This window comes from Amycolatopsis sp. WAC 01416 (assembly GCF_003947485.1).
Taxonomy (GTDB): Bacteria; Actinomycetota; Actinomycetes; order Mycobacteriales; family Pseudonocardiaceae; genus Amycolatopsis.
On sequence record NZ_QHHX01000006.1, the window covers coordinates 367,443 to 384,425 of the forward strand.

The 16,983-nt window shown below is 69.5% G+C and carries 17 protein-coding genes; 11 read left to right on the forward strand and 6 right to left on the reverse strand.

The window, feature by feature from the left end:
- Nucleotides 1-31: 31 nt before the first annotated feature.
- Nucleotides 32-841, reverse strand: coding sequence for a 1-acyl-sn-glycerol-3-phosphate acyltransferase (locus tag DL990_RS22520; RefSeq protein WP_199746540.1), 810 nt, complete (start codon nt 839-841; stop codon nt 32-34).
- Between the two features lie 299 nt (nt 842-1,140).
- Between DL990_RS22520 and DL990_RS22525 the strand changes: the two genes are divergently transcribed.
- Together DL990_RS22525 and DL990_RS22530 are read left to right on the forward strand one after the other, a co-directional pair.
- Nucleotides 1,141-3,468 (forward strand): DNA translocase FtsK, encoded by a 2,328-nt coding sequence (locus DL990_RS22525; protein WP_233620542.1) that lies wholly within the window; start codon nt 1,141-1,143, stop codon nt 3,466-3,468.
- Nucleotides 3,469-3,726: 258 nt separating this feature from the next.
- Nucleotides 3,727-4,191, forward strand: coding sequence for a hypothetical protein (locus tag DL990_RS22530; protein ID WP_125785289.1), 465 nt, complete (start codon nt 3,727-3,729; stop codon nt 4,189-4,191).
- Between the two features lie 28 nt (nt 4,192-4,219).
- Here DL990_RS22530 and DL990_RS22535 read toward each other — a convergent pair whose 3' ends face one another.
- Together DL990_RS22535 and DL990_RS22540 are read right to left on the reverse strand one after the other, a co-directional pair.
- Nucleotides 4,220-4,861 (reverse strand): nitroreductase family protein, encoded by a 642-nt coding sequence (locus DL990_RS22535; RefSeq protein WP_125799821.1) that lies wholly within the window; start codon nt 4,859-4,861, stop codon nt 4,220-4,222.
- A gap of 10 nt (nt 4,862-4,871) precedes the next feature.
- On the reverse strand, nt 4,872-5,720 hold the full coding sequence (locus DL990_RS22540; protein WP_125799822.1) for an alpha/beta fold hydrolase: 849 nt from the start codon (nt 5,718-5,720) through the stop codon (nt 4,872-4,874).
- 58 nt (nt 5,721-5,778) lie between these two features.
- Here DL990_RS22540 and DL990_RS22545 point away from each other — a divergent pair, with 58 nt between their 5' ends.
- The gene (locus DL990_RS22545) at nt 5,779-6,315 is read left to right on the forward strand and encodes an ABATE domain-containing protein (protein ID WP_125799823.1); all 537 of its coding nucleotides are present in this window, start codon (nt 5,779-5,781) and stop codon (nt 6,313-6,315) included.
- Nucleotides 6,316-6,352: 37 nt separating this feature from the next.
- On the opposite strand, the gene DL990_RS22550 is transcribed toward DL990_RS22545, so the two are convergent.
- Nucleotides 6,353-6,880 carry an amino-acid N-acetyltransferase gene (locus DL990_RS22550; protein ID WP_199746541.1) on the reverse strand — a complete coding sequence of 176 codons (528 nt, stop codon included), beginning with the start codon at nt 6,878-6,880 and terminating at the stop codon, nt 6,353-6,355.
- An 88-nt stretch (nt 6,881-6,968) separates the two neighbouring features.
- On the opposite strand from DL990_RS22550, the gene rimO reads away from it, so the two are divergent.
- The 4 genes from rimO (at nt 6,969) to DL990_RS22570 (ending at nt 10,064) form a co-directional block, all read left to right on the forward strand.
- On the forward strand, nt 6,969-8,417 hold the full coding sequence (gene rimO / locus DL990_RS22555) for a 30S ribosomal protein S12 methylthiotransferase RimO (RefSeq protein ID WP_125785294.1): 1,449 nt from the start codon (nt 6,969-6,971) through the stop codon (nt 8,415-8,417).
- Nucleotides 8,414-9,055, forward strand: a complete 642-nt coding sequence (gene pgsA / locus DL990_RS22560) for a CDP-diacylglycerol--glycerol-3-phosphate 3-phosphatidyltransferase (protein WP_125785295.1) — start codon at nt 8,414-8,416, stop codon at nt 9,053-9,055. Before rimO ends, pgsA begins: the two co-directional genes overlap by 4 nt.
- On the forward strand, nt 9,052-9,513 hold the full coding sequence (locus tag DL990_RS22565) for a CinA family protein (protein WP_125785296.1): 462 nt from the start codon (nt 9,052-9,054) through the stop codon (nt 9,511-9,513). Before pgsA ends, DL990_RS22565 begins: the two co-directional genes overlap by 4 nt.
- 101 nt (nt 9,514-9,614) lie before the next feature.
- Entirely contained in the window at nt 9,615-10,064 is a 450-nt protein-coding gene (locus DL990_RS22570; protein WP_199746542.1) for a helix-turn-helix domain-containing protein, read from the forward strand.
- A gap of 51 nt (nt 10,065-10,115) precedes the next feature.
- Here the strand turns inward: DL990_RS22570 and DL990_RS22575 are convergent, their stop codons facing one another.
- Nucleotides 10,116-10,601 carry a carboxymuconolactone decarboxylase family protein gene (locus DL990_RS22575; protein WP_125785298.1) on the reverse strand — a complete coding sequence of 162 codons (486 nt, stop codon included), beginning with the start codon at nt 10,599-10,601 and terminating at the stop codon, nt 10,116-10,118.
- A 170-nt stretch (nt 10,602-10,771) separates the two neighbouring features.
- Between DL990_RS22575 and DL990_RS22580 the strand changes: the two genes are divergently transcribed.
- From DL990_RS22580 to DL990_RS22595, 4 genes are all read left to right on the forward strand, one after another.
- Nucleotides 10,772-11,653, forward strand: a complete 882-nt coding sequence (locus DL990_RS22580) for an RNA polymerase sigma-70 factor (protein WP_125785299.1) — start codon at nt 10,772-10,774, stop codon at nt 11,651-11,653.
- 220 nt (nt 11,654-11,873) lie between these two features.
- The gene (locus DL990_RS22585) at nt 11,874-12,719 is read left to right on the forward strand and encodes a PspA/IM30 family protein (RefSeq protein ID WP_125785300.1); all 846 of its coding nucleotides are present in this window, start codon (nt 11,874-11,876) and stop codon (nt 12,717-12,719) included.
- Nucleotides 12,720-12,793: 74 nt separating this feature from the next.
- Nucleotides 12,794-13,777 (forward strand): hypothetical protein, encoded by a 984-nt coding sequence (locus DL990_RS22590; RefSeq protein ID WP_125785301.1) that lies wholly within the window; start codon nt 12,794-12,796, stop codon nt 13,775-13,777.
- Between the two features lie 562 nt (nt 13,778-14,339).
- Nucleotides 14,340-15,974, forward strand: a complete 1,635-nt coding sequence (locus tag DL990_RS22595; protein WP_125785302.1) for an amidase family protein — start codon at nt 14,340-14,342, stop codon at nt 15,972-15,974.
- Here the strand turns inward: DL990_RS22595 and DL990_RS22600 are convergent.
- Complete coding sequence (locus DL990_RS22600; RefSeq protein ID WP_125785303.1) at nt 15,934-16,983, reverse strand: quinone-dependent dihydroorotate dehydrogenase; 1,050 nt, start codon at nt 16,981-16,983, stop codon at nt 15,934-15,936. The genes DL990_RS22595 and DL990_RS22600 overlap by 41 nt on opposite strands.

Here is a 16,983-nt window from a genome sequence, read left to right on the forward strand (position 1 = left end):
GAACGCGGGCACCCGTCTCAGGATCCGGAACTCAGTACTTCTTCCAGGGACTGACGGTGTCGGTCGGCCGCGTCGGGTCGTGGAAGCGCGGCTTGTCGAGTTCGTCGCGGCGCAGCGGGACCAGGCCGTCGGTGATCGCCTGCATGATCTTCGCGTGCGCGCGGACCCCGGCGCCCGGCCGTTCCGGCTCGACCTCGGACAGGTCCACCGGCTCGCCGAAATGCACCTTGAACCGCGGCCGCCGCATGGGCGCGCTCAGCCCGGACTTGGCGAGTGGCACCAGGTCGGCGGGACCGTTGACGGTCTCCGTCCCCCAGTACACGGCTTCGTGCGCGCCCCACTGGCTGATCGGGATCACCGGCACCCCGGCTGCCAGCGCGAGCCGCGCCGCGCCGGTCTTGCCGCGCTCCGGCCACAGGCCGGGATCGTGACTGATCCGGCCCTCGGGATAGACGATCAACGGGTCACGGGTGGTGCGCAGCGCTTCGGTGGCTTCGGCGAACTGGCCGATGGCCGTCGAAGCCTGTTTGCGGTCGACCCGCAGGTGGCCGCTGACCCGCAGCGCGGGGCCGATGACCGGCGCGTCGAGGATGCCGCCCGCCAGCATGAACCGCGGGTTGATGCCGATCCGTTTGCAGGCGGCCATCAGCACGAACGCGTCGAACACGCCGATGTGGTTGGCCGTCATGAGCAAGGGCTTGCGGCGCAGTTCGGCCGGGACACCGCCGGTCACGGTGAGTTTGCCGACGAAGTTGACCAGCCCCCGGTCGATGTTCAGCATCGTGCGCCAGATGGCCGGGGCGCGGCGAGCCGAATTTTCATCCTGATGCAGCGCGAACATGGGGCAGAGCATGTCATGAACCGCTTTTCACCCGGATGGCCGCTCAAGCTGTGACCTGAGACGAATGTTCTCCGATGTGCTCCGAGTGGCAGCCGGGGCTGGAGGGGCGAGGCGGCTACCGTGGAGACATGGCTAGCGGGTCGACGACCAGGAAACGGAGTACGGCGCGAAGCGGCGGCAGCAAGGGGCCGGCGCGAAAGCCGCGTACCCCGGCGAAGCCCAGGTCAACGGCTGCGAGGAAGCCCGCTCCACGGCGTCCGGCACCGCGGAAGAAGTCGTCCGGCACGTTCGCCAAGGGCGTGCGCGGCACCTGGAACCTGCTCGCGAAGGGTCTCGGCACCCTGGCACGGACGGTCGGCCGCGGCCGTGAACTCGAACCGGAACACCGTCGGGACGGTCTCGCGCTGGGCCTGATCGCGCTGGCGCTGGTGATCGCGTTCGGCGTCTGGTGGCGGGCCGCGGGCCCGATCGGTGGCTGGGTGGAGGTCGGCACGCGCTCGCTGCTGGGCGCCGGAGCCGTGACGCTCCCGCTGGTGCTCACCGTCGTCGCCGTCGCGCTGATGCGGTCGGAACCGATGCCGGAGGCCCGGCCGCGGATGGTGATCGGCACGCTGCTGGTCATCCTGTCGGTACTCGGCCTGCTGCACATCTTCACCGCGCTGCCCGAGAGCAACGACGGCCGGATGTACGCCGGCGGGGTGATCGGCGCGTTCTCCGGTGGCCTGCTGACCATGGGCGTCACCACCTGGGTCGCCGTGCCGCTGCTGGTGCTGGCGCTGCTGTTCGGCACGCTCGTGTTCACCGGGACCCCGGTCCGGGAGATCCCGCACCGGCTGCGGAACTGGGGTCTCGACCCCGAAGAGATCGAAGAGGCCGAGGCCGAGCGCAAGGCCATCCACGACGAACGCGACGCCGTCACCGAAGCCGACCCGAAGTCGGTCCGCTTGCGGAAGCCGTCGCGCCGCCGCCAGGCAACGGCCGACCACGAGGGCGAGCAGCTCGACATCGAGGCCGCGCTGGCCGAAGCGCCGACGCCACTGCGACCGCCGAAGCCCACCCCCAAGCCCGTCGAAGAGAAGAAGCCGAAGAAGGCCGAGGCTCCGCTGGCGGTCACGAGGACCGTCGAAGGCGACTACAAGCTCCCGCCGCCGGATCTGCTGAAGCTCGGCGACGCGCCGAAGTCCCGCAGCAAGGCCAACGACGCCATGATCGAGGCGATCACCGGCGTGCTGGAGCAGTTCAACGTCGACGCGCAGGTCACCGGCTTCACGCGGGGCCCGACGGTCACCCGGTACGAGGTCGAACTCGGCCCTGGCGTGAAGGTCGAGAAGATCACCGCGCTGACCAAGAACATCGCCTACGCGGTGGCGACCGACAACGTCCGGCTGCTGGCGCCGATCCCCGGCAAATCCGCGGTCGGCATCGAGGTGCCGAACTCCGACCGCGAGATGGTGCGCCTCGGTGACGTGCTGCGCGCGCCGTCGACGGTCAAGGACAACCACCCGATGGTCATCGGGCTCGGCAAGGACATCGAGGGCCATTTCGTCACCGCGAACCTGACGAAGATGCCGCACCTGCTGGTGGCAGGGTCCACCGGTTCCGGTAAGTCGAGCTTCGTGAACTCGATGCTGGTGTCGCTGCTCGCGCGGGCGACGCCGGACGAATGCCGGATGATCCTGATCGACCCGAAGATGGTCGAGCTGACCCCGTACGAGGGCATCCCGCACCTGATCACGCCCATCATCACCCAGCCGAAGAAGGCCGCCGCGGCGCTGGCCTGGCTGGTGGAGGAGATGGAGCAGCGGTATCAGGACATGCAGGTCAACAAGGTCCGGCACATCGACGACTACAACAAGAAGGTGCGCTCGGGCGAGATCACCGCGCCGCCCGGCAGTGAGCGCGTCTACCAGCCGTACCCGTACATCATGGCGATCGTCGACGAGCTCGCCGACCTGATGATGACCGCTCCGCGCGACGTCGAGGACGCGATCGTCCGGATCACCCAGAAGGCGCGTGCCGCCGGTATCCACCTGGTGCTGGCGACCCAGCGCCCGTCGGTCGACGTCGTGACCGGCCTGATCAAGACCAACGTGCCGTCGCGGCTGGCGTTCGCGACCTCCTCGCTCACCGACTCGCGGGTCATCCTCGACCAGCCGGGCGCGGAGAAGCTCATCGGTATGGGTGACGCGCTGTACCTGCCGATGGGCGCCGGGAAACCGGTCCGCATCCAGGGCGCCTTCGTCGGCGACGAAGAGATCTCCGCGGTGGTGAACTTCGCCAAGGAGCAGGCGCAGCCGGACTACCAGGACGGCGTCACCGCCGCGAAGGCCGGCGAGAAGAAGGAAATCGACTCCGATATCGGCGACGACCTCGACGTCCTGCTGCAGGCCGCCGAGCTGATCGTCACCTCGCAGTTCGGCTCGACGTCGATGCTGCAACGAAAGCTGCGCGTCGGCTTCGCCAAGGCCGGACGGCTGATGGACCTGCTGGAAAGCCGCGGCGTCGTCGGCCCTTCGGAGGGCTCGAAGGCGCGGGACGTGCTGATCAAGCCGGAGGAGCTGGAGTCGGTGCTGTTCATGATCCGCGGTGGCGGGGACGGAGGAGGCGGCGACGTCTCCGACGACTGAGACTTGACCGGCTCGGCACCGGTGTTCTTGCCTGCCTGAGGTTCTTCATGCTGGTGCCGGTGGGGCGAACGTGGCGATCACCGAAGTCCGTGAAGGCCTCCTTGAGGGACCCAGAGTCCCTCAAGGAGGCCTTCACGGACCGGCCCTGGCACCAACCGCAGCCGGAACCACGTAGGTACCTAAGCCACCCTTGGCTCTAACTCACGAGGCTTTTGAAACCGATGCAACGGACCGGAGCCTCCGCAACGTCCAGAGCACGTGGACCCCAAGAAGCTGCTCGTCGTCCTCTGCGCCCTGGTCGGCCTCGCCTGCGGAGCCGGCAGCTCCGCCGCGCGCGAACAACCCGCCGCGACCCAGCCCACGATGGTCCAGCCCGCGCCGGTCCAGCGGCCCCAGCCTGCCAAGGGTGCCGTTGAGCTGGGGGAGACCGTCGTCCTCAACGCCGGTGACACGACCGAGGTCGCGTCGAAGGACGTCAGCATCCGGTTCGCTCGTTTGGTGTCCGATTCCCGCTGCGCCGCGGGCATGGTCTGCGTCTGGGAAGGGGAGGCCGTGATCGAGCTGGCCTTGGCCGAACCGGGACGCGGTGAGCGGACGACGGCGGAAGTCGCCTCCACCGGGCGGGGTGGCCGGCAGTCCGTCGAGTTCGCCGCCTGCCGGGTGGACCTGGTCGCCGTGAGTTCGGGGGGCGACCAGGTCACCCTGCGGGTGTCCAAGGCTTGACCGACCGACCGAGCGGGCACGGCCTCGCTCAGAGCGGGTTCCCCCAGCCGTCGAGGTACGCCACTTCGGACAGCGGCACGCGCGACGCGGGTTTGAAGTCCGGCACCGTCGTGTAGGCGACCGGCAGCAGACCGACCTGCGTGACGTCGGCCGGGATGCCGAGGATTTCGGCTGCCTCCGCTTCGTGCGTCAGGTGATACGTCGTGAGCGTCGAGCCGAGGCCGCGTGAGCGCAGCGCCAGCTGGAAGTTCCACACCGCCGGGAAGATCCCGCCGTAGAACGCGGCGCCGGTCGCGTTGTCACCGGCCGGCCTGCCGGTCAGGCACGGGATGACGAACACCGGCACCCGGTCGATCACGTCGATCAGGTGCTGTCCCGAGGCGAACGCCCGCGCCACGGAAGGTTCCGTGATCGCCTCGCCCAGCGCCGCGGCGTTCGCCTCCAGGTACGCCTTCCCGACCCGCCGGAACAGTGCGGACAGCCGGTCCTTCACTTCCTGATCCCGTACGACGAGCCATCGCCACGCCTGCTGGTTCCCCGGCGTGGGTGCCTGCAACGCGAGCCGCAGGCACTCTTCGAGCACCTCGGGTTCCACCGGCCGGTCCAGGTCGAGCTTGCGGCGGACCGCTCGCGTCGTGCTGAGCAGATGGTCGGTGACCGAGGTGTCCATGTCCCGCCTTTCAGTGGTGCGCCGCCAGGAAGCGGTCGATCAGCTCGCTGATCGGTTCGACGTCCTCCTCCAGCGCGAAGTGCCCGGTGTCGAAGAAGTGAACCTCCGTCGAAGGAACATCATTCCGGAACGCTTCGGCTCCCGCAGGGACGAAGAACAGGTCGTTGCGGCCCCAGACGGCGAGTACGGGCGGCTGCGCTTCCCGTAGCCACGCCTGGAACTTCGGGTACACGGGCGGGTTGTTCCGGTAGTCCCAAAGCAGGTCCTGCATCGCCTCCACGCGGCCGGGGCGGTCGAGGAAGTACTGGTCCAGCAGGTGGTTCGAAGGATCGATCGTCTCCGGAGCGCGGGCGCCCTCGGTGTACTGCCACTTGATGGGTTCCGGCTGGAGGATCTCCGCGAACCCGCGCCGCGCCTCGGTCTCGTCCGTCAGGGAAGCGAAGTCCGGCATCGCCGGGCCGAGTCCTTCGACGTAGGCGTTGCCGTTCTGCGTGATCAGCGCCGTGACCTCGGACGGCCGCGAGACGGCCAGCCGCAGCCCTACCGGGGCACCGAAGTCGAAGACGTAGAGCGCGTATCCGCGCAGTTCCAGCGCGTCCACGAAGTCGCCGACCACCTCGGCGAGCCGGTCGAAGGTGAACGTGAAGCCCTCGGGCGTGACCGTCTGCCCGAATCCGGGCAGGTCCGGCGCGATGAGCCGCCACCGGCCGGCGAGACGGCGCATCAGCCGCACGAACTGGTGCGACGACGTCGGGAAGCCGTGCAGCAGCAGCAAAACGGGTGCGTCGGGGGCACCGGCCTCGCGATAGAAGACCTCGACGTCGCCGAGTTTGACCGAGCGGTGCCGGATGGTCGCCATGAACACTCCCTAATGGTTAGAACTGTCTTGAACCATTAGTACCTGATAGTGTCAAGGCATGCTCGATCTCGACACGCTCCCCGGTGACGATCTCGCGGTGAACCTCGCCGACACCGTGATGCTGGCCGTCTCGCCGTCGGTCGATCTGCTCGACGACGGCCACGAGAGGTTCTGGTCGAGGCAAGCGCCCCTGCTGCCCGAAGGCGCCCGGCCGCCGTCGGCCGCGCAGACGAGACGGCTGCGGTCAGCGGTGCGTGAGGTGCTGGAGGCGACCGTGGCCGCGCGGGCGCCCGAGGCATGGGCGGTCGAGCGGGTCAACGCGGCCGCGGCCGCCGTTCCCACCAGCCCGCGGCTGACCGCCGAGGGAGCGAAGACGTCCTGGCACGGCGAGGACGGCGGCGAGATCGCGCTCGCCGCCGTCGCGGTGGCCGCGATCGACCTGGTGTCCGGTCCGCGAGCCGCTCAGCTGCGGCGATGCGGCGCATATGACTGTTCGATGCTGTTCGTGGCGGCCAACAGGAGGCGTGTCTGGTGCACGCCGTCGCTGTGCGGCAACCGGGTGCGGGTCGCCCGCCACGCGAAGAAGCCAGGCTAAGTACCTACGTGAGGGCCAAGGCGGGTTCGAGCGACAGCTACAACTCCAGCAGCATCCGGCTGTTGCCCAAGGTGTTGGGCTTCACGTACGGCAGGTCGAGGAACTCCGCGACGCCCGGGTCGGCCGAACGCCGCATCTCCTCGTAGACCTCCTGGGTCACCGGAGTGCCGTCGATCTCGACGAAGCCGTGGCCTGCGAAGAAGTGGGTCTCGAAGGTCAGCACGAACAGCCGCTTCAGCCCGATCTCGCGGGCGAGGCCGATCAGCTGCTCCACCAGCGCGTGCCCGATGCCGCGACCACGGGAGGCCTTGTCGACGGCGATGGTGCGCAGTTCGGCGATGTCCTCCCACAGCACGTGGAGCGCGCCGCAGCCGAGCACGTCGTCACCGTCTTCGACCACCCAGAACTCCTGGACGCTCTCGTAGAGGGTGACGAGTTCCTTCTCCAGCAGCACCGTCCCCGCGTCGGAGTCGACCAGCGCCTTGATCTTGCGGACGTCCGCGATCCGCGCCCGGCGGACGGTCGGATGGCGGCGTAGGAGAGGGTCTGAGGGCACGTCCACCATTAAGCCATCCGCGAGGCATCCCCCGGTCGAGGGCTCGCCCGAGCGAGCGATCGCCGACCCCGCGAACAGGCCAGCTACCCTAAGGCACGTGCCTTCTCCCACCACTGATCCTGTCGCCACCCGCCGCGTGTCCTTGCTGACCCTCGGTTGCGCCCGCAACGAGGTCGATTCCGAGGAACTCGCCGGACGGCTGGCGGCGGGCGGCTGGGAGCTCGCCGCCGAGCCCGAGGACTCCGACGTCGTGGTCGTCAACACCTGCGGCTTCGTCGAGTCCGCCAAGAAGGACTCGGTCGACACGCTGCTCGCCGCGTCCGACACCGGCAAGAAGGTCGTCGCCGTCGGCTGCATGGCCGAGCGTTACGGCAACGAGCTGGCCGAGAACCTCCCGGAGGCCGACGCGGTCCTGGGCTTCGACCACTACGCAGACCTCTCCGAACGCCTCGACGACGTCGTGGCCGGTCGCAAGATCGAGTCCCACACCCCCTCCGACCGCCGCAAGCTGCTGCCGATCAGCCCGGTCCAGCGCCCGGACGCCGCCGAGTCGGTCGAGGTGCCGGGGCACGCGCAGCACGGCTGGGGCCCGCGGGTGCTGCGGACCCGGCTCGACACCTCCCCGGTGGCCGCGCTGAAGATCGCGTCCGGCTGCGACCGGCGCTGCTCGTTCTGCGCGATCCCGTCGTTCCGCGGCTCCTTCGTGTCGCGGCAGCCGGACGAGATCGTCGCCGAGGCGATGTGGCTCGCGGAGAACGGCGTCAAGGAGGTCTTCCTCGTCTCGGAGAACTCGACCTCCTACGGCAAGGACTTCGGCCGTGACGGCGCCCGCGCGCTGGAACTGCTGGTCCCGCGTCTGGCCGCGGTGCCCGGGATCGAACGCGTCCGCGTCTCGTACCTGCAGCCCGCCGAGACGCGCCCCGGCCTGGTCAAGGCCATCGCGACCACGCCGGGCGTCGCCGACTACTTCGACCTCTCCTTCCAGCACTCCAGCGAGACCGTGCTGCGCCGCATGCGCCGCTTCGGCTCCACGGACTCCTTCCTCGCGCTGTGCGACCAGATCCGTGAGTACTCGCCCAACGCCGGCATCCGCACCAACGTCATCGTCGGGTTCCCCGGCGAGACCGAGGAGGACCTCGCCGAGCTGGAGCGCTTCCTGAACGGCGCGCGGCTGGACGCGGTGGGCGTCTTCGGGTACTCGGACGAGGACGGCACCGAGGCCGAGACCTTCGACGGCAAACTCGACGAGTCCGTGGTGACCGAGCGGGTCGCGCGGATCTCCGCGCTGGTCGAAGAACTGACCTCGCAGCGGGCCGAAGACCGGATCGGTGACTTCGTCGACGTCCTCATCGAGCAGGCCGAGGACGGCGAGGACCCCATCGGCCGCGCCGCGCACCAGGCCCCCGAGGTCGACGGCGAATGCGTCCTGATCGAGACGGACGACCTGCCCGCGCTGGCGGTGGGTGACTTCGTGCGCTGCGAGGTCGTCGACTCCGAAGGTGTCGACCTGATCGTGCGGCCCGCACCGCCCGAGGCCGACCGGTGAATGCCGCCCCGAGCGACGCCGGGGCCGGTGAGGGGACGGGCGGTGAACACGCCCGGGTTCCCGAGGCCACCCCGGTCCCGACCCTGAACCTGGCGAACCTGCTCACGATGTCGCGGCTGGTGCTGGTGCCGCTGTTCGTGCTGGCGCTGTTCACCGGCGACGGGGTGGACACCTTCTGGCGCGCGATCGCCACCGCGCTGTTCGCGATCGCGTCGTTCACCGACCAGGTCGACGGCTGGGTGGCGCGCAAGTACGGGCTGATCACCGACTTCGGCAAGATCGCCGACCCGATCGCGGACAAGGCGCTGATCGGCGCCGCGCTGATCGGGCTGAGCGTGCTCGGCGAACTGGGCTGGTGGGTCACCATCGTCATCGCGATCCGCGAGATCGGGGTGACGCTGCTGCGGTTCTGGGTGATCCGGCACGGTGTCATCCCGGCCAGCCGCGGCGGCAAGGCCAAGACGCTCGCGCAGGTCGCGGCCATCACCGCGTACCTGCTGCCCCTGCCCGCGTCGGCCGAGCCGGTGCGCTGGGTGCTGATGGGCCTCGCGCTCGTGCTGACCGTCGTGACCGGGCTCGACTACGTCGTGCGCGCGGTGCGGCTGCGCGCGGCGGGACGGCGTGCCGCGGGCGCATGAAACCTGAGACCTTGATCACTCACCTGATCGAGCGCGGGGAGACGGTGGCGACGGCGGAGTCGCTGACGGCCGGTCTGGTGTGCGCGACGCTGACCGAGATCCCCGGATCGAGCGCCGCCGTCCGCGGCGGCCTGATCGTCTACGCGACCGATCTCAAGGCGACGCTGGCCGGCGTCGACGAAGGCCTCCTCGCCGCGCATGGCGCCGTGCATCCCGAGGTCGCGGTGCAACTGGCCGTCGGCGCGAAAGACCGGTGCGGCGCCACCTGGGGCCTCGGCCTCACCGGCGTCGCGGGTCCGGACGGACAGGACGGTGTGGCACCCGGCACCGTCCATGTCGGGCTCGCGGGCCCGGACGTGCTCACCGTCCGTACGCTGGACTTGAGCGGTGATCGAGCCTCGGTCAGGGCCGGTGCGATCGAGGGCGCGTTCGCCCTGCTGGGGGAACATCTCGCATGATCGCCGCGTTCGCCCTTGGCGTATTGCCGTGTCAACACCTGCGCCCGGGGCACCGCTCTGGGTAACGTAGGGGGTAGTCAGTCCTGGAAGGGAGGCGCGTGATGACCGTGCTGTTGCGCGAGGCGATCGGCGACCGGCTCCGACACGCCCGCACGAACCAGCGTCGAACGCTGCGGGACATCTCCCGCGCCGCCAGGGTGAGCCTCGGATACCTGTCCGAGGTCGAGCGTGGGCAGAAGGAGGCGTCCAGCGAGCTGCTGGCGTCCATTTGCGAGGCCCTGGAACTTCCGCTGGGCGAACTCCTGCACAAGGTCGCGGCGGACGTCTCGGCGATGGACAACGTCGAGGTCGCTCCGGTGGACGAGAAGGTCGAGGCCGGAAAGCGGCGCGTTCCGGAGCGGGAGAAGACCGAAGCGGGCGAGCTCGAAGGCGGCCGCCTGGTGTCCGAGCTGATCGGCAACGACCTGGCCGATCTGCGGATCTCGCCCCCGCCGCGGATGAGCCCCGCCCTGCGGACGACCATCTCCGCACCGAAGATGGTCGCCGCCTAGCAAGGTTGTGAACGGGAAAGGCCCCAGGCAGTCCGCCTGGGGCCTTTCCCGTCAGTTCGCGACGCCGTCGAACGTGCCGGCCTGGTACGAGCCGCCCTTGGTGTGCGTGATGACGAGCAGCCGGTTGGCGGCGTTGATCATCGCGACCAGGTAGACCAGCGCGGCGGTCTGATCGTCGTCGTAGTGCTTCCGCACCTGGGCCCAGGTCTCGTCGGAGACGCCCTGGTGCGCGTCGACGATCCGGCTGCCTTCCTCCGCGAGCGCCAGCGCGGCCTGCTCGGCCTCGGTGAACACCGTGGATTCGCGCCAGGCGGCGACCAGGTTGACGCGGACCGCGGGTTCGCCGGCGGCCGCCAGGTCCTTGGCGTGGGCGTCGACGCAGAATCCGCAGCCGTTGAGCTGGCTGGCCCGCAGCGACACCAGTTCTTGGGTGACTTTCGGCAGCGTCGACCCCTTGATGGCCACACTGACTCCTGCGAAGCGCTTGCCGATCTTCGCGCCGAGCTCGTTGCTGTTCAGATCGAAACGGGAATCCATGATCTCGTCCTCATCGGTGGTCGTTGGCTGAACCGGACGACCACCAGATGCCGGGAGCCCGCCAGCCCTGACAGCATCGGAACGTGACGTGCGCCACGCAATCGACGTGTCAGAAATCGAGGGGGCGCGGCGTCTGGTGGAGACACCGTCGCCGAGAACAGGAGCCATCCATGTCCGACACCGCGACGGAGGCGTTCGTCGCCCACCGGAACCTGCTGTTCACCGTCGCCTACGAGATGCTCGGCTCGGCCGCCGACGCCGAAGACGTCCTCCAGGAGACCTGGCTGCGCTGGTCGGGCGTCGATCTCGGCACCGTGGAGAACCCGCGGGCCTATCTGGTCCGCATCACCACCCGGCAGGCGCTCGGCAGGCTGCGCACGCTCGGCCGCCGCAAGGAGTCCTACGTCGGCCCTTGGCTGCCCGAACCGCTGCTCACCACCCCCGACGTGGCCGAAGACGTCGAGCTGGCCGACAGCGTCTCGATGGCGATGTTGCTGGTGCTGGAGACCCTCACGCCGACCGAACGCGCGGTGTTCGTGCTGCGTGAGGTGTTCGACGTGGCCTACGGCGAGATCGCCGAAGCCGTCGGCAAGACCCCGGCCGCGGTCCACCAGATCGCCCACCGGGCCCGGGCGCACGTCGCCGCGCGGCGACCGCGAGGTGCCGCGTCCCCCGGTGAGACCCGCGACGTGCTCGACGCGTTCCACCGCGCGGTCCGGACAGGTGACCTGCAAGGACTGCTCGACGTCCTCTCACCAGACGTCGTCTTCCTCGGCGACGGGGGCGGCGTGGTGCAGGCGGTGCTCGAACCCGTCGTGGGCGCGGCCATGGTCGCGCCGCTGCTTGCCGCGAGCCGCCCGGTCCGCGACGACGCGGCGACGATGCGGACGGCGCAGGTCAACGGGCATCCCGCGCTGATCCTCCGGCTCGGAGACGAGGTCGACACCGTCCTCGCGCTGCGCGTCGACGACGGCCTCATCACCGGGCTCTACGCGGTACGGAACCCCGAAAAGTTGTCACGCATGGAACAGGAGACCGCTTTGCGCCGCTGACTCCGGCCGTTTTCACCCACGGTCACCGGACGGTGAACCCGAAAGGTCGCGGACATCACAGTCAGGGGGATCCCTGAATTCCGTCGGGGTCGCCTGGAACGCGGGACGCCGACCTGACACGATGGAACTCAACGCCGGGGTCGGGACGTTGCAACATCACAGAGGGGACGCCCCACCTCGAGGTAACAGCCCGTGGGATGCGAGAAGGCAGGCGGAGGAGATGGCCAACCCGTTCGTGAAGTTCTGGAAGTACATGATGGCGGCGTTCTCGTCGAAGATCGACGAGCACGCCGACCCGAAGGTACAGATCCAGCAGGCCATCGAGGAGGCGCAGCGCAATCACCAGTCGCTGACCCAGCAGGCCGCCTCGGTGATCGGTAACCAGCGCCAGCTGGAGATGAAGCTGAACCGCCAGCTCGGCGACGTCGAGAAGCTCCAGGCCTCGACCCGCCAGGCATTGGTGCTCGCCGACGAGGCGCGCGCCAAGGGCGACGAGCAGAAGGCGACCGAGTTCGAGAACGCCGCGGAGAGTTTCGCCGCGCAGCTCGTCACCGCCGAGCAGAGCATCGAGGACCTGAAGACCCTGCACGACCAGTCGCTCCAGGCTGCGGCGCAGGCGAAGAAGGCCGTCGAGCGCAACGCGACCATGTTGCAGCAGAAACTGGCCGAGCGCACCAAGCTGCTCTCGCAGCTGGAGCAGGCGAAGATGCAGGAGCAGGTCTCCGCTTCGCTGAACCAGATGAGCGAGCTGGCGGCGCCGGGCAACACCCCGTCACTGGAAGACGTTCGCGACAAGATCGAGAAGCGCTACACCACCGCGCTCGGCTCGGCCGAACTCGCACAGAACTCCGTCCAGGGCCGGATGATGGAGGTCCAGGCCTCCACCACGCAGCTCGCGGGGCACTCCCGCCTGGAGCAGATCCGTGCGTCCATGAAGGGCGACTCCGTCGCTCAGGTGACGGACGGCAAGACCGCCGCCGCGGCGCCGAAGGCGTCGGGCTCCGCGGACATCCAGCGTGAGATCCAGGCTCGGGTTCAGGCCGAACAGGGCAAGAACCCCGCCTGACACACCACCTAGAGCCGGTCCCGCACCCCGCGGGGTGCGGGACCGGTCTCACACTGACGACAGGGGCGAGGGCAATGGGCCAGGGCAGGCGCAAGGACTTCGGGGAGTTCACCGCCAAGCTTGAGAAGCACATCGAAAAGCTGCCCGACTACGCCCAGCGCGCGCAGGAGAAGCTGCAGCGCTACATCCCGCCCTCCGAGCAGGGGTCTTCGCGGCCCGCTCGGCCGGCGCCGCCCAAGCCGCGCCCGCAGATGCCGCCGATGCCCGCCATGCCGAAGATCTCGCAGCAGCTGACGTCGATGGCCGCGGGCCAGATCCCGGTCGTGGCCGACGCGAAGGCCAAATGGGCCCGCTGGAACGAGCCGGCCGCCAAACTGGAGCGACGCAAGCGCCGGACCTCCCGCGCGATGACGTTCTGGATCCTCCTCACCATCCTTTGTGGACTATTCGCCGTCGTCGCGGGCACCGGCCTGCTGAAGTCGGGCGAGGCCGACATCCTCCAGGCCATCGCGGGCGGCGCGTTCACCATCGTCTTCGGCACCTTCGGCGTCCGCTCGGGACTGCGGCTGCGGGAACTCAAGCGCACCGTGCTGCCCGCCGCGCCCGCCGCTCCGCCTCCGCTGCCTCCGGCTCGGTCCGTGGCGCGTGAGCCGATGGAGCGCCTCGCCGAGAGCGAGGCTTCGCTGACGGAGCTGCTTCGCCAGCTTTCGCAGCCGACGTCGCTCGGCACCATGCCGGTGTCGGAGATCGCCGTCGCGGACGCCCGGACCACCGCCGCGGAGGCCGCGCAGGCCCTGCGCGGGCTGGCGGGCCGGATCCAGGCCATCGAGCGCGGACGGGACGCCGCGCCCGAGCGCGAACGGGGCGCCCTCGACGCCGCCATCAAGCAACTGCGCGAACAGCTCGACGACGGTCTCGACGGCTACGGCGGTCTCGTCGCGGCCGCCGGGCACACCGTCGCCGCGAGCTCGGACGGCATGACGTCGTCCAAGGAGCAGCTGTCCGACGCGACCGACAAGCTCGCCGGACTGGCCATGGCGCTGCGCGAGCTCTCCTGACAGTACGGCCGGGTGGGTCGTGAGTGGCGATTCGGGTTCTAACCCGAATCGCCACTCACGACCCCCGGCCGGTCGGTACCGGTGCCCTCTTGCCCGGCCTGAGGTACATGAAGGACCCCTTCCTTGCGCTTGGCGCAAGGAAGAGGTCCTTCATGTAGTCGGCAAGGTATGAAGGTCGAGTTTCCTCGGCTGAGCCGAGGGAAGGGGGCCTTCACGGACCGGGCTGGGGATCAACCGCAGCCGGAATGACCCCGGATCCGGCGTACTCTCGCCTAGGAGAGCCGTCCTGAGCAGGCGCTTTCCTGGACCATCGTCTCATTCGTCGTCGCTAATACTCCATTGCGTAACGACTCGCTCACTGTGTGATACCGAAATGCTCGCGTAACCCGAAACCGCTGGTGGCGGCAACCCGCGATGCCTAACGTTTCTTACATGCACGCAGTGCTCTTCCCAGCTCGGGCCTGAACCCAGCCCGCGTGAGCGGGCGTCCCAGGGTGGCGGACCGGACACAGTGGATCTCGCGCAGTGGTCTTTCTCGTCCCCACCGAGGAAAGGACGCCCAGTGACGACGCTCCCCCCGGAACCAGAACCGACCCCAGCCTCGCCTCCCAATTCCTACCAACGCGTCATAGCGGCCTACGACCGGATCGCCGAGGTCGACCGGCCCGACGTATGGATCACCCTCCGCCCCGTGGAAGACACCCTCGTCGACGCCAAAGCGGTCGATGAGCGCGTTCGCGCGGGTGTGGACCTGCCGCTCGCCGGAACCCTGATAGCGGTCGCCGACGTGCTCGACGTCGCCGGTCTGCCGACAGCGGGGGAGGACGTCTGCTGTGTCGGCGCCACCTCGGTGTCCCGGCTGACCACGGCCGGGGCGGTGGTGATCGGCAAGACCAACTGCGATCGGTTCGGCAGCGACCTCGAGCACACCCACAGCCCGTACGGCGGCGTGAGCGCCGCACTGAACACCGCCCGCGTGTCCGGAAGCGCGAGCAGTGGCGCGGCCGTCGCCGTCGCGCTCGGGCTGGTCGATCTGGCGGTCGGCACGGATACGGCGGGAGCGGGCCGCGTGCCCGCGTCGCTCAACGGGATCGTCGGGCTGAAGCCGACCTTGGGCCTCGTGCCCAAGACGGGCGCCGCGCCGTGCGCCGGGATCTCCCTGTTCTCGCGCAGTCTCACGCTGGGCCAGCGCGCGCTGGGGCTGATGACCGGCCCCGACGGGATCGACCCGCTCGCCAGGGACTGGCCGCCGGACGTCCGGTTGTCCGCGGGGGATCGGCCGCGCGTGGCGATTCCCGGCTCCGACGCCCTCACCGGTCTTTCGCTCCAATCACGGTCGGCCTTCCTCGGCGCGGTTTCGGCGCTGCGGGCGTCCGGGGCGCTGGTGGAGCCGGTGGAGGTCTCGGCACTGCTGTCGGTGGGCGAGCTGATCCACGACGACGGCTTCACCGCGGACAGGCAGCGCGTCGCCGAGGCCGGGATGATCGCGCTCCGGATGCTGTCCGAGTACGACGCCTTGGTCCTCCCGACCGTCGCCGACCATCCCGAGGTCGCCGAGGCGTTGTCCGATCCGGAAGGTGTCACGAAACGCCTGGAGCGCTTCACGGCTTTCGTCAACCTGCTCGACCTCGCCGCCGTCACGGTGCCGGCGTCTCCCTCGGATCTCGGGCCGTACGGGGTTTCGGTGGTGGTACGGCCGTTCGACGACCAGGTCGCCATCGACCTCGCCGCCGTGCTCACCGACGAACAGGCCGACTTCCCTTATCCCACACCGGGTGCGGATCTCGTGGTGTTCGGCGCGCATCTGCGCGGGCAGCCGTTGAACGGGCGGTTGGTCGCCGCGGGGGCGCGGTTCACCGGGCTGGTCCAGACCGGCGAGGGCTACCGGATGGTGTTGCTGCCGTCCGATCCGCCGCAGCCTGGGGTGGTGCCGGTGGACGCCATGGGCGAGCACACGATGCTTTCGGGTGAACGCTGGCGGCTCTCGCCCGCCGCTCTCGGTGCCTTCGCGGCCACGCTGCCCGCCCCGTTCGTCCTCGGCCGGATCCGGCTGGAGAACGGGGAGACGCCGATGGCCGTCCTGTGCGACCAGGCCGCCACGGGGAACGCGATGGAGCTGACGAAGTACCAGTGCTGGCGTGCCTACCTGAGGTTCGTCAGTACGGCCGGGCCGCGAGACCTCGGGCGACCCGCTTGACCAGACCGGGACCGTGCAGGGCGAAACCGGTGTAGAGCTGGACGAGACCGGCGCCGGCGTCGAGCATCCGTGCGGCGGCACCGGCGTCGAAGATCCCGCCGACGCCGATGATCGGCAGCTTGCCGCCGGTTTCGTCGTGCACGAACCGCACCACCTCGACCGAGCGCGCGGTGAGCGGGCGGCCGGACAGACCGCCCGCCTGCTCACCGACGGCGGCCTCGGGCGGAGCGATCCCTTCACGGGACAAGGTCGTGTTGGTCGCGATCAGCCCGGCGACACCGTGTTCGAGGCAGACCTCCAGCAGTTCCGCGAGCGCTTCGTCGGTGAGGTCGGGGGCGACCTTCACCAGCACCGGCGTCGGCTTCGCGTCGCCGGCGAGCTCTGCCGAGGTCTTCCGGAGTTCGGAAAGCAGTTCGGCCAGCGCGGATTTGTCCTGCAACGCCCGCAGTCCAGGCGTGTTCGGGGAACTGACGTTGATCGCGAAGTAGTCGGCGTACGGGTACAGCGCCCGCAGCGAAAACCGGTAGTCCTCGACGGCCTCGTCGAGCGGGGTCACCTTGGACTTTCCGATGCTGACGCCGAGCGGCACCGGCGGCTTCCCGCCCGCGGCCAGACGGGCGGCGAGCGCTTCGGCGCCCTCGTTGTTGAAGCCCATCCGGTTGATCACCGCGTCGGTCTCGGCGAGGGTGAACAGCCTCGGTTTGTCGTTGCCCGGCTGCGGATACCGGGTGACCGTGCCGACCTCGACGAAACCGAAGCCGAGCGCGGGCCACGCGTGCAGCGCGCGGCCGTTCTTGTCCATCCCGGCGGCGAGGCCGACCCGGTTCGGGAAGCGGAGACCGAGGAAGGTGACCGGATCGTCCGTCCGGTAGACGCGGCCGAGCGCGCCGAGCGCGGGGGAGACCCGGCTCAGCCTGGCGAGCGTGCCGATGGTGCGTTCGTGCACGGTTTCGGGGTCGCTGCCGGAGACCCGGTAGAGAGCGGGGCGGACGATCTTGTCGAAGAGCAC

What these genes read in the sequence shown, in the direction of transcription:
- DL990_RS22520 (WP_199746540.1), bottom strand. Translation starts at nt 841, where the DNA reads ATGTTCGCGCTGCATCAGGATGAAAATTCGGCTCGCCGCGCCCCGGCC.
- DL990_RS22545 (WP_125799823.1), top strand. Translation starts at nt 5,779, where the DNA reads ATGCTCGATCTCGACACGCTCCCCGGTGACGATCTCGCGGTGAACCTC.
- DL990_RS22565 (WP_125785296.1), top strand. Translation starts at nt 9,052, where the DNA reads ATGAAACCTGAGACCTTGATCACTCACCTGATCGAGCGCGGGGAGACG.
- DL990_RS22550 (WP_199746541.1), bottom strand. Translation starts at nt 6,880, where the DNA reads ATGGTGGACGTGCCCTCAGACCCTCTCCTACGCCGCCATCCGACCGTC.
- DL990_RS22580 (WP_125785299.1), top strand. Translation starts at nt 10,772, where the DNA reads ATGTCCGACACCGCGACGGAGGCGTTCGTCGCCCACCGGAACCTGCTG.
- DL990_RS22575 (WP_125785298.1), bottom strand. Translation starts at nt 10,601, where the DNA reads ATGGATTCCCGTTTCGATCTGAACAGCAACGAGCTCGGCGCGAAGATC.
- DL990_RS22570 (WP_199746542.1), top strand. Translation starts at nt 9,615, where the DNA reads ATGACCGTGCTGTTGCGCGAGGCGATCGGCGACCGGCTCCGACACGCC.
- DL990_RS22590 (WP_125785301.1), top strand. Translation starts at nt 12,794, where the DNA reads ATGGGCCAGGGCAGGCGCAAGGACTTCGGGGAGTTCACCGCCAAGCTT.
- DL990_RS22585 (WP_125785300.1), top strand. Translation starts at nt 11,874, where the DNA reads ATGGCCAACCCGTTCGTGAAGTTCTGGAAGTACATGATGGCGGCGTTC.
- DL990_RS22535 (WP_125799821.1), bottom strand. Translation starts at nt 4,861, where the DNA reads ATGGACACCTCGGTCACCGACCATCTGCTCAGCACGACGCGAGCGGTC.
- DL990_RS22540 (WP_125799822.1), bottom strand. Translation starts at nt 5,720, where the DNA reads ATGGCGACCATCCGGCACCGCTCGGTCAAACTCGGCGACGTCGAGGTC.